This window comes from Sorangium sp. So ce321, assembly GCF_051530195.1.
Classification (GTDB): Bacteria; Myxococcota_A; Polyangia; order Polyangiales; family Polyangiaceae; genus Sorangium.
On record NZ_CP150329.1, the window covers coordinates 10347695 to 10358989 of the forward strand.

Here is an 11295-nt window from a genome sequence, read left to right on the forward strand (position 1 = left end):
GCAGTGCCCATTCCGGTCAGCACCCCGCCGTTTCCATTCGATGCCGTGCGAGATCTGCTCGGGGTGGTGCGGGCGATCTATGCGGCGGCGAAGGACGGGGGAGCGTCGCGGGAGGAGCTCGCTCGGATCGCACAGGTGGGCAGGGAGCTGAGCCGGGCGCTGGACCTGGCGGGATCGCCCCAGCAGGGGGTGTCGGGTCACGCGGCGGCGTGGAAGGTGACGGACAAGGCGATGCTCCAGGTGAACGACCTGGTGGATCCGCTCACGCCGGCGGCGCCGCTGCTGCTCGCAGCACGGAGCCGGGTCACGGGGGGGCGGCTGGCCGTGCGGAGCAAGCCGCAGGCGCGGTAGGCGCTGGCGGCGGGGGGCCGGAGAGAGCGCTGGCGGCTGGGGGGCGTGGCGGCTGGGAGGGCGTAGCGGCTGGGGGTCCTGGAGGGACGGCCTTCAGAGCTGATCGGCCCCTGAGGGCGTATCAGCTGCGGCCGAAGAACCTGCGGCCGCGCGACCGATCGGCGTCGCGGCGGATGCCCTGCATCACGACGCGGACGAGCTCGCGGGAGTAAGCGCGCCTGTCGTGGCGCTTGTGGACGGGCAGCTTGACGCCCAGAGCGTGCGCAAGCCGTTCTACGTTCTCTACCTTGGCCTCACGCAGACAGTCGATATCCAGATCCATGTAGTGTGGCGCTCCCATTAGTCGAGTTCACTTCGTTTGTCTAGCCTAGAGGCCACCGAACGAGCTGCGCGCTGCTCCCCTTCAGACCACGACAGGCCTCGATCAGGCGCGACGGCCGCGCGACGTCTCGGGCGAGCCGGCGTCACGAGAGGCAGCGAGCGCCGCGGTCCCGTTCGAGGCGGGCAAGCAGCTCAGGTGAGCTGCTGCCGCGAGAGGCCGAAGCTCCCCGAGCTCACCGCAGAGGCAGGCGATGCGCTCCACGAGGCGGAAGGTGCCGAGCTCACCACAGAGGCGGGCGATGCGCTCCACAACCTCGGATGGTGTGAGAGGCCGTGGTCGCGCTGGCAGAGGGTGTATCCGGCGCGGTCCCGGGCGTGTCCCAGGTAGGAAGGAAGAGCCCGACGCCGCAGGCCCCCAGGAAGGGCGTGTGCCGGGCGGGTGAAGTGGTGACGCGCAGCTCGACGCGCCAGGTCGAAGCTGGATCTGCCCGGCCGATCGAGGCGGTCTCCAGGGTGAAGCCCGCCCCCGGGGACGCTCGGCGCGTCGCATCACGAGGTAGCCCCGGCCGGACTCGAACCGGCACGCCCGCGAGGGCCGCGGATTTTAAATCCACCGCGTCTGCCATTTCGCCACGGGGCCAAGTGATTGATTCTATTGTCGATTTTCGTCTCTTCGCCCCGCCCCCACCCTCCTCCGTGCCGTTTCGCGTGCCTTTTCCCACGAGCTCGGGGACCGCCTCGGCGAGGGAAGCTAGCTCGCCAAGGCCCAGCTCTGCAAACGTCCTGACGGCCCGGCGCTACCTCTGGACCATGATGGAGCTCCGGCGCCGGGTCCGGTCGGCGACCCAGGTCTCGCTCCGGCCGTTCGCGAGGGCGACGGGGATGAAGGGCAAGCGCGTGTCGTGGACGCGGACCTGCTGACGCTCGTCGGAGTCCTCGAAGAGCTCCGAGCGGTCGATGCCGGCGAGCTGGAGATGGACGCGGAACCGCTCGGCCGCGTGCTCGACGCTGAAGCGCTCGCCGTCCTCGTTCACGAACAGCGGCGCGGAGGGGCCGGGTCGCCGTGGAGCGCGAGCCAGGCGCGCAACGCCTGCAGCACGCCGGGAGAGAGCGCCCAGGCGCGCGGGTCGTTCGTCTTGGTCTTCTCGAGGCGCAGCGCGCCGCGATCCAGATCGACGTCCTGCAGCTGCAGGCGTGCCGCCTCGCTGATGCGGAGGCCCTCGCGGTTCAGAAAGCCGCCCTCACGTACCGCCGCACGCTCCAGCAAGGCAACGATCGCGTCGCGCGTGACGTTGCGCGAGGCGCGCAGCCGCGCGGCGAGGTCGGCGACGAGCTCCTTGCGCTGCTCGGCTTGCTTCTCGGTCAGCCTGGGGTCGAGCGGGAAGCTCTCGCGGTCGTTGTCGCCGATGAGGACGCGGACGTAGAGCCGGTCAGCGGCGTTGCGGAAGAGCGATCCCGTGGGCCTGCGGGGCATGGCGGCTCTCTTCTACCGCGATTTGCGGCCGCGCCCACGCCTGAGGCAGCCCACCGGCAGGAGGCCGGCCTCACGGAGCACCGCCGCTGCGCCGCCCCCTTGCTCGGCGTCGTCCGCCGCGCGCTCCGGGAACGCGGGGGCGGCGTCACGCTTCGTCTCCAGCCGGGTCGAGCCGGGCGATGAACGCCGCTCGCCCGCCAAGACGCAGCTTTCCGAGGAGCATCACCGGGAGCGGGAAGGTCGGCTCGAGGACCGTCGTCAACCCCGGAGCCTGCGGTGTCGCGGACACTCTATTGTGTGCGATGCCGGCCATTGGGGCGGGTTCGTTGCGACAGCCGATGCGCATGGAGCTGCGACGAAGCCGCGAGGAATGCTCAAGGCGGAAGACCCGCCGTCCCGTCGAGGATTCCGCTGTTGCACTGCAAGAACGGGCAGCCGAGGACGGTTCTCATGCACGGCAGCCCGGTATTGACGAGCGGCAACATGGTATACTTCTCGTTCACGACGTCCCCCCGCAACGCTGGTATGCTCGTAATATGCCCTCCTACCGACGCGCCCACTCAGCTGCCGAGGTCCTCCGCTCCGTCTCGCCGCGCGAACGTATCATGATGCTCCGGTTTGGCCTCGACCTGGACGACCCTGCGCACGTGGCGCTCTTCGTCTCGGGTGTCCGCGCCGCGGACGACGCGATCGCGGCGCAGGAGCGCTGGGAGCGGGAGAACGCGCTACGTTGAGGTGGAATCCCGCACGAAGAGATCGTCGCCAAGGTAAGAGCGCGCCGGCCTCGATGACCTGGACCTTCCGCTGCTGCTCTCGAAGCTCGGCGTCGAGCCCTGCTACGATGCCGGCGTGCCCAGGCGCAGGACCGCTGAGATCACTTCTGTAAACGTCGCTGCGCTTGCCAGCGCCGCCCGACGCGGCGAGGTCGATGCCGATGTCGAGCTCGCCATTGCCGGCGCGTGCCTCGTGCTGGCCGGGACGATCACCGTGCAGCTCGAAACGACCCGCGTGGCCTCCGGCGGCCTCCGGCTCTGGGCACGTTGTCCTGGATGCTCCGCGCGGGCGGCCGTGCTGTACCGCGCTGCGCCGGGCCTGCGCTGCAGCCGCTGCGCCGGTCTCGTCTATCCTGCGACACGGCAGCGTCCCGAGGAACGTGTCCTCGAGCAGGCGCTCGCACGGCGGACGAAGGCGCGGGCCGCGCTCGGCGCTGGGCCGGACCCGCGGGAGCCGATCCCGCGACGACCGCCGGGCGTGCGCTCCTCGATATGGGTACGTCGTCTCGACGAGCTCCACGAAGCCCAGGCTGCGGTGCAAGCTGCGCTCGCTGCGCTCGTCGACCGGCTCGGTGCCCGCTCCGGAGCGCTCGCTCAGGAGGCCGGCTCCCCCTCCCCGGCGCTGCCGGCCGTGCCCACGCCTGAGACGCCTTAGAGAGGGCCAGCAAACTCGCGGAACCACACCCTGAGGGACCTCCGGCGCCCTCGAGCGTGGCGGTGCTCCACCTCGAGGCGGCCCCGCGCGAAACGCCCAGCACGGGGAGCTGGACGACCGGCGCTGTCGTGGCTGGCTCCCGGCCTGCCACGCGCGCCGCGCGACGCCGCTGGCAGCGCCAGGCGGACCCGCGCTACGGCCGAGCTTCGGGAGGAAGCCGCGGGGGAGCGGGCTCGTCGCGAGGAGGCGGCAGGGGAGACGGCCCGCGGTCCAGAGCTCGCCGAACGGCTGGAGTGTGACCTGCTTCGGTACCGAGCCGCCGTCGGGGAACGACCTTCGCTTGTGCGCCGCCTCTGCAGACGACCTCAAGGTCCACGCTCAGGTCGAGCGCTCTGCGAAGGTGTCCTCGTTCATTCGCATGCCCTGGATCCGGCCGTAGTCGATTGGCTGCATCCGCTCGATGAACCACGGCATCTCCAGATCCGGCCTGTCCTGCGGCGCGTGAGGGCCCCGGGTGTGAAGCTGCGCGCGCTGCGCGTAGTATTCATGATCAAAATCGGCCGCCTGCGGGACCCGTCTGCGGGACATCGCCTTCGTGCATGTGGCGCGTCGGAAAGAAGAGGCGGTCATGACGGCTCCTGAAGCGGAACGCGAAGGGGTGAAGTCTGTGTTCGCCAGGGGCAAACTGGTAGACCACGAAGGCGTGATCGGGATAATGTGCGCTCATCATCTGGACATCTCGTAGAGGTGGGTGAAGAACCTAGGGTATCCCGAGAGGTCGATCAGCTCGATCGCGTCCGCGGTCCCCGGCTTCAGCGGGATGGGCAGGACCATGGCGTTCTTGACCCTGGTCCTGACCGAAGCCGAATAGACCAGGACCTGCCAGTCGCCCGACATCGAGGCGAAGACGTGCGTGCCTCCGACGCTCTCGACGGGGCCGCAAACATGCACATGGTGCGATGTCCAGCACTCCGGTCAGGGCACGAGGAGGGCGCCGCCTTGCTCCGTCGGGCCGCGGAGCTCAGCGCCAGCGGCCGCGCTCTCAGTGCACTTTTGAGGGATGAACCGCGACCTGCGCATGTACGATGCGGTGGCCTTCAACGAACCTTCTCATGAGCGTCGCCAACGAGTCCCCCTTCGCCGTCCAGCCCGTCCCCCTGATCGATCGGGATGGGAACGACGTCCTCGTCGCCATCATCAAGGGCACCTTCATCGTCGACCGGAGCGGCAGACCGAGGCTCGCCGACGATCCGGCCCCGATCCGCATCGCCGACGAGCCCTGGGATCCCGGGAACCCGCGGAGCAGCCTCCGCTTCCCTTGCGACCTCGGCGTCGCCAAGCTCGGCACGGACGTGGTGGTGACCGGCGACGCGATAGCCCCGGCGAAGGTCACGGTGCTCGACGTCGCCGTGAAGGTCAGGCGGCGTCTGACGCCGCTGCGCGTCCACGGCCTGCGCGTCTTCACCCGGGGCGTCCTCGGCGTCAGGATCGGGCCCGCCCAGCCCTTCCTCCGGACGCCGATCGTCTACGAGCGGGCCTACGGCGGCATGTCCGAGGACCTCTCGGTCATCGAGCTCCGTAATCCCGCGGGCGTCGGCGCAGCCAGGAGCGCCGCCGAGCTCGTGGACCAGCCAGCCCCGCAGATCGAGCACCCGGACCGGCCCCACGGCTCGCCCTCGGATGGCCATCCGCCCATGGGCTTCGGCGCGATCATGACGCACTGGTCCCCGCGCCTCGAGTACGCCGGCACCTTCGACGCGCGGTGGAAGTCCACCCGGATGCCGCTCCCGCCCGACGATCACGACATCCGCTTCGGCAACGTCGCCCACCCCACGCTGCAGTTCGAGGAGCACCTCGCGCCCGGCGATCCGGTGGGCGTACACGGAATGTCGCTCGATCCGCTCGTGTTCGCGCTCCCGGCGCTCCCGGTGGCCGCGAGCGCGCGCTACGACACAGGGGAGCGCGTGGTCACGCGGCCGCCGATCGACACCGTGCTGATCCAGCCTGAGGCGCGGCGGGTGGAGCTCGTGGCGCGCGCCGTCTTCCCCATCGGCCGGGGCCGGCGGGTGCTGCGCGAGGTGGTGGTGCGCGGCGATGGCTGAGATGACCGCTGACCCGACGCCGCCCGCAGATCCCGAGATCGCGGGCGTGGCGCTCTCGGCGTACGCGGCGGTCCTTGCGTACGTCGCCGAGGGCGTTCCGCTGGAGCAGAGCCTGGATCACGCCGCGATCCCGGCCGCAGCGTGGCCGCAGGTGGAGGCGGCGTGGTCCGCGCGGCTCGCCGACAGCGCCATGGAGGACGGGGCGCTGATCGAGGCGTGCGACCAGCATCGCCTGGCCGCTCAGGCGCACGTCGACCGCAAGGTGCCGCCGCTCGACACAGAGCTCCGCGCCTGGCTCGATTTCTTCCGCGCCTTCACGGCCGCGGAGGACCCGCTCGGCTTCCTCGAGGCGCGCGGCCTCGGCGAGGGCGACGTCTTCCGCCTGCTCGGCTTCTGGCACGAGCGCATCACGGCCGACGAGGCGGTGCGCAACGAGGCGACCGCGCTCCTCGCCGCTGCGCCCGGTCCGCCGCCCGAGGTCCGACCGGAGCCGCCGACGCTGAAGGCGCCGACGCGGAGGCCACGCCGCGCCGCGGAGGCGCAAGCAAAGCAGCGGACGGCGAGCGTCGTGCTGAGCGAGACGACGCTACCGCTGTCCAACCTCTCGGAGCCCGTCCTGCCCTTCCTGCAGCCGGCGAGCGCGGCGGCGGTGTCGCCCCCGCCGCCCCCGCCGCCGCCTCCTCCTCCGCCGCGTGCGCCGGTGGTCCGGAAGGGGCTCGACGAGCAGACGGCGCTCGCGTTCCCGGGCCCGATGGCGCCGGCGCTCCCCTTCGCTGGCAGAGCGCCGCGCGAGAGCGAGCGCGCCGCTCCGCCGTCCCAGGATCCGGCCCTACCGCCGCCCGCGCGCGCCGCGCCGGGCTTCATCCAGCAGGCCACGAGCGAGGTCTTCGAGATCGCGAAGCAGGCGCTTCCGTTCGCTTCGTCCGCGCCCCCGCCGGCCGCGGGCGCCGCGCCGGGCCTCGTCGAGCAGGCCACGAGCGAGGTCTTCGAGACCGCGAAGCCGACGCTTCCGTTCGCTTCGTCCGCGCCCTCGCCGGCCGCTCCCGGGCCCCGGCTCTCGCTCAAGGACTACGTCGCCATGCTCGCGGAGATCGCGGCGAGCCCGGCGTCCGAGCGGGCGACGATCGTGCGGTACGGGCTCACCCCCGAAGGGAAGCGCGACGAGGACTCGGCGTGGATGGCGAGGTTCGCGGCGGACCCGCGGTTGCGGATGGAGTGGCTGGATGAGCTGCGCACGGCAGGCGAGCGCATCCGAGGGAAGCGGTGACGAGGAGGAGTAGGTCCCGGCATGTTCACGGCAATCGCATCATCACAGCAGCCCATCGAGCTTCACCGCCTTGAAGGAGCGGTCCTCGCGGTCACCGGGCCTCACGTGGCGCGGGCACAAGGCGGGCGGCTCCACGATCCGCGGAGGACCGAGGTCGTGTTGGCGCCGCGCACCGACGGGGTGTCTCCGCCGCCCGTCGTTCCGCGAGAGATCAAGGACATGGCCGGTCGATGGCCCGACCGCGTCTGGGCCCTCGCCATGAACGTGGGGTGGCAGGCGCAGGCGGCCGCCGGCCCGTCTCCGGCGATGCCGGGGCTCTTCACGGGGGCATCTCCGCGAAACGCGGTCGTCCGCTGGGACGAGGAGCGCGGGCAATGGGTGGAGCAGCCAGATCTCGCATGGATCAGCACGTGGGCCGATGGGGTGCTCGCCATGGGCGTCGACGGCGCCCTCCGGTGGCTCGACGGCTCGAACAGGCCCATCCCTCCCGTTCTCGCCGAGAAGCTTTTATGGGATGGCTGGAACCCGCCCATGATGCTCAGCACGACGGAATCCGGCGACGTGATTGTCTACGTGACACAGTCCACGCGCCTCGAACCTGGGTGGTGGGTATTCCCGCGAGGTGAGCTCACGCCGGAGAGGCTCGTGTTGCCACCCGGCGTGGATGAAAGGAGCGTCGGATTACTCACCGGACGTGGAGGCGACGGACTCCTCGCGTGGGGCTCGCTGCGATCGGGAGAGCGCTTCATCGCGCGTCACGCCCAGGGCAGATGGCAGATGCTGCCCCCCCTCTGGGGGGACCACGAGGTGCAGGGCCTCGTGACCACGCCGTCGGGAGGGATCCTCGTGTGCTCTCGCGATCGCGCGTCGCCGGTCTGCATCTACCGGCTGGGTCGAGGAGGGGACTGGGAGCTTATTCCGATCCAGTTCCACACGAAGCCGGGCGATTTCCTCCCATCTAGTCTGGTGGCCGGCGAGGAAGGCGACCTGTGGCTCACCGTGGATTTCGGCGATCGCTACCGGCATGAGGTCGTCCTTTACCACGCGCGCGGCTAGCACCCCGCCCAGGTTCGTCCCTGGTTCCGCGCTGGCAAGGCGGCTCGACGCGGACCGCCTCGCCGCGGGCCGAGCAGCTGGGCGAGACCTCTCACGCAACCAGGGACGCTCGGATCGCCGCGGGACTAGCTGCCTGGCGGAGGCGCAGGTGGCGTGGGCAGCGTCGTGTACTGGTCGTGCCGGTTATCGGCGCTGGGCATGCCGTTATAAAATGAGTTCCACTGTCCGGGGCGCGCCGGGTCGGGGACGGGATCAGGCTCGCCAGGCCGCGGCACATAGTTCGCGCTGTTGGCCACCCCTTTCGGAGGCGCGATCCCCTCGCCGAGACCCCAGACGAGGTCGCTCGGGGCGAGGACCTGACGGTTGGGGTAAGCGGCGGAGACCTGCGCGCCCACGCCGTTCGGCATCCGGCCCGTGTTGCACGAGTTGAGCGTGATCAGCGCCGCGCCGTTGTAGTTCCCGGCAGCGTTGACGATGGCCAGGAGCTGGCCCGGCGTATGGAAGGAGTGGATCCCATGCGCGTCCTGCACCGCCACGTGATGGGTCGTCCCGTGCACCGCGATCGCGTAATTGCTCGGGTTCGGCTTGATGCGGGAGATGCAGTAGGCGACGAACCGGTCTCTCGCCGGGTTGCCGACGATGACGCAGGCGAGGCCCAGCGGGTCCGCGTGCGTGGTCGGGCTGCCGTCGAAGGCGAAGAGGTTGCGGCCGCCGAGCAGCTCGAGCGGATCCGGGCTCAGGAAGCGCGCCACCCTGGGATCGAAATAGCGATAGCGGACGTAGCAGAGGCCGGTCTCCTCGTCGTGGTACTGGCCGAGCAGCCGGAAGGGGGACGCGACCGGCGCGCCGCCCTCGGGGCGCGCTTCCTGGACGACGGTGCCGAACGCCGCGTGGCGCGCTGACCACGCGACCTCCCCCCCGGGACCGATGAGCTCGGTCGGGGTGCCGAGGTGGTCGGTGATCACCGCGTAGATCGCGCCGCCCTCCTGCTGGAGGAGCGGGCGCATCGTCCCCGGCTCGTGCACGAAGACGCGCAGGCCGCGCTCGGAGTCGAGCTCGGCGGCGAGGCAGATGCCGTCCCACAGGTACTCGACGACGCGGGGCCTCGGCGCCTCTGTCGACCCGGGCGCGGCCGGCGAGAAAGGCGGGAGGATCTCCTTCCTGACGCGGCGACCGAACGGGTCGTAGGCGAACAGCACGCGCGAGCCGTCAGGACGCCGGACCTCGCGGAGCTGGCCGCGGCAGTCCCAGAGGTACTCGGTCTCGCCGTCGGAGCGCACCTCCCGGGTGCGCCGGTTCGCGTCGTCGTAAGCGTACGCGGCCTCCTCGGTGCGGAGCAGGAGCCCGCCAGGCCCCGTCTCCCAGGCGGCGCCCGCCGGCTTCAGCGCGCCTCCGGCGTCGTACTCGAACGACTCGCGCCCCTTCGCCGAGCTCGCGTCGAGCAGCATCCCGAGCAGATCGTAGCGGTAACGCGTGACGCCCCAGCGCAGGTCGTTGCGCTCCACGAGCGCGCCTCGCGCGTCGTACACGTAGAGGCGATCCACGAGCGTGCGCCCGGCGGCGCCGACCCAGTCGCGCGTCGGGCGCGCCATCGGATCGATCTCGCGCCGCGCGTCCACGCCCGCGCCCACGAAGAGCTTCCGGAGCAGCGTGCCGGCGAGATCGCGCTGGAGGTCCACACGGTAGCCGTCGTGATCGATCGACGTGACGTTGCCCTCCTCGTCGTAGGCGTAGCGGGTCACGTGCCCCGTCGGCAGGTGGCGCGCCGTGCAGCGGTTCTGGGCGTCGTACTCGTAGCGGATCGTCCGGCCGTTCTGCGTCTCGGCCGCCACGCGGCCGAGCGCGTCGTGCTCGATGCGCACGCGGACCACGCCCGCCGGATCGTCGAAGGCATACTCGACGGTGCGGTCGTCGGGCGCCTCGACCTTGATCGCGCCGTGCGGCGTCTCCTCGGCCAGGATCCTGCCCGTGCCGTCATAGCGGAGCGCGCGGAAGGTGCCGTCGGGGTTCTCCACGCGCGCGAGGCGGCCGTTCTTGCCGTGCCAGGCCCGCGCGACACGGCCGTCGAAGGCGCGGTATTCGCGGAGCCTGCCGGAGCGGTCGTAGCGGAGATCGAAGGTCTCGCCCTTCGGGTTCTTCACCTGCTGGAGCCGCTCGCTCAGATCGTAGGAGAGCGACCAGATCGAGCCGTCCGGCGCCACCACCTCGACAGGAGAGCTCAGGCCGGCATAACGGAACGTCTCGGTGCGCCCGAGCGCGTCGGTGCGGCGCGTGACGCGGCCGAGCGCATCGTACTCGAAGCGCAGCGTGGTCCCGTCGGGCAGGTGGAGCGCGAGCGTCCGACCGAGCGCGTCGATCTCGCGGCGCGTCACCCGGCCGAGAGGATCGATGTAGACCACCGGCCGCCCGAGCGCGTCGTGACGGAAGCGGCGCACCCCGCCACGGGGCGTGCGCTCCTCCACGACGTTGTGCTGCTCGTCGTAGACGAACCCGCCGCGGAGCCCGTCGGGCCCGTAGACCGCGGCGAGGCGGCCCTGCTCGTCGTACTTCATCGAGAGCGACGCGCCGGACGCGTACTTCACCGCGGCGAGCCGACCCCGGTGATCGTGGGCGTGCTCGGTCGTCACGCCGCCGATGCGGCGCCGCACCAGGAGGTCGTCCGCGTACTCGAGCTCGACGAGCGGGCCGAGCGGATCAGCGTAGCGCGTGACGTTGCCCCGCGCGTCGCGCGTGAAGGTCAGCGTGTTGCCCGCCGCGTCCCTCGCCCGGAGGAGCAGGCCGTCGTCGTCGAACTCGAGATCCTGCGCGCGGAGGCCGTCGGGCGAGGCTTCGCGCACCACCGAGCCGTCCGTGAGCCGCCAGGTGAACACGCGGGGCTCGAGGTTGCCGGTGAGGCGGGTGATCCCCTGCTCGAGATCGTAGGTGAGGTCGCCAGCGTGGAGGTCGCCGTCGCCCCAGGACCGGACGCAGCGGCCCGTGTCGGGGTCGTAGCGGTAGTGGAACGAGAGGCCGCTCGGGAGCGTCTTCACGGTGAGGCGGCGCTGCTCGTCGTAGCCGTACGACTCGCTGTGGCCGAGCGGATCGGTCGCCCGCACGAGCTCGCCGTCGTCGCCGTACGCGAACGAGACGGCGTGGACCGGGGCGCCCCCCTCGCGGCCCGGAGGGAAGACCTCGAGGCGCACGACGTGGCCGTCGCCGTCGTGGGTGAGGGCGATCGTGCGGCGCGCTGTGTCGATGATCCGCACGAGCCGCTCCGCCTCGTACTCCAGGACGACCTTGTGACCGGATTCATTAGA

At 71.2% G+C, this 11295-nt stretch carries 11 protein-coding genes and 1 tRNA gene; 5 read left to right on the forward strand and 7 right to left on the reverse strand.

Annotated features, from left to right (window positions below; all coding sequences use genetic code 11):
- Positions 1–45: 45 nt before the first annotated feature.
- The gene (locus tag WME89_RS38230; protein WP_438004536.1) at positions 46–351 is read left to right on the forward strand and encodes a hypothetical protein; all 306 of its coding nucleotides are present in this window, start codon (positions 46–48) and stop codon (positions 349–351) included.
- A 121-nt stretch (positions 352–472) separates the two neighbouring features.
- On the opposite strand, the gene WME89_RS38235 is transcribed toward WME89_RS38230, so the two are convergent.
- The 4 genes from WME89_RS38235 to WME89_RS38250 all read right to left on the reverse strand — a co-directional run bounded on the left by WME89_RS38235 (position 473) and on the right by WME89_RS38250 (position 2146).
- Positions 473–673, reverse strand: coding sequence for a hypothetical protein (locus WME89_RS38235; RefSeq protein WP_437659976.1), 201 nt, complete (start codon positions 671–673; stop codon positions 473–475).
- A gap of 556 nt (positions 674–1229) precedes the next feature.
- Positions 1230–1312, reverse strand: a tRNA-Leu gene (locus WME89_RS38240).
- Between the two features lie 157 nt (positions 1313–1469).
- Entirely contained in the window at positions 1470–1706 is a 237-nt protein-coding gene (locus WME89_RS38245) for a hypothetical protein (protein WP_438004537.1), read from the reverse strand.
- The gene (locus WME89_RS38250; protein ID WP_438004538.1) at positions 1703–2146 is read right to left on the reverse strand and encodes a tyrosine-type recombinase/integrase; all 444 of its coding nucleotides are present in this window, start codon (positions 2144–2146) and stop codon (positions 1703–1705) included. The genes WME89_RS38245 and WME89_RS38250 overlap by 4 nt, the downstream gene beginning before the upstream one ends.
- Before the next feature lie 605 nt (positions 2147–2751).
- Between WME89_RS38250 and WME89_RS38255 the strand changes: the two genes are divergently transcribed.
- Positions 2752–2880, forward strand: a complete 129-nt coding sequence (locus WME89_RS38255; protein ID WP_438004539.1) for a hypothetical protein — start codon at positions 2752–2754, stop codon at positions 2878–2880.
- A gap of 1072 nt (positions 2881–3952) precedes the next feature.
- On the opposite strand, the gene WME89_RS38260 is transcribed toward WME89_RS38255, so the two are convergent.
- Together WME89_RS38260 and WME89_RS38265 are read right to left on the reverse strand one after the other, a co-directional pair.
- Complete coding sequence (locus tag WME89_RS38260; protein WP_438004540.1) at positions 3953–4162, reverse strand: hypothetical protein; 210 nt, start codon at positions 4160–4162, stop codon at positions 3953–3955.
- Between the two features lie 138 nt (positions 4163–4300).
- Positions 4301–4525: a hypothetical protein gene (locus tag WME89_RS38265; RefSeq protein ID WP_438004541.1), complete on the reverse strand. Its 225-nt coding sequence runs from the start codon at positions 4523–4525 to the stop codon at positions 4301–4303.
- A 161-nt stretch (positions 4526–4686) separates the two neighbouring features.
- Between WME89_RS38265 and WME89_RS38270 the strand changes: the two genes are divergently transcribed.
- Genes WME89_RS38270 through WME89_RS38280 form a run of 3 tightly spaced genes read left to right on the forward strand, consistent with a single transcriptional unit; the run spans position 4687 to position 7999 of the window.
- The gene (locus tag WME89_RS38270) at positions 4687–5676 is read left to right on the forward strand and encodes a DUF2169 family type VI secretion system accessory protein (protein ID WP_438004542.1); all 990 of its coding nucleotides are present in this window, start codon (positions 4687–4689) and stop codon (positions 5674–5676) included.
- On the forward strand, positions 5669–6943 hold the full coding sequence (locus tag WME89_RS38275) for a hypothetical protein (protein ID WP_438004543.1): 1275 nt from the start codon (positions 5669–5671) through the stop codon (positions 6941–6943). The genes WME89_RS38270 and WME89_RS38275 overlap by 8 nt, the downstream gene beginning before the upstream one ends.
- A 21-nt stretch (positions 6944–6964) precedes the next feature.
- On the forward strand, positions 6965–7999 hold the full coding sequence (locus tag WME89_RS38280) for a hypothetical protein (protein WP_438004544.1): 1035 nt from the start codon (positions 6965–6967) through the stop codon (positions 7997–7999).
- A gap of 125 nt (positions 8000–8124) precedes the next feature.
- Here WME89_RS38280 and WME89_RS38285 read toward each other — a convergent pair whose 3' ends face one another.
- Entirely contained in the window at positions 8125–11244 is a 3120-nt protein-coding gene (locus tag WME89_RS38285) for an RHS repeat-associated core domain-containing protein (RefSeq protein WP_438012026.1), read from the reverse strand.
- Between the last annotated feature and the right edge of the window lie 51 nt (positions 11245–11295).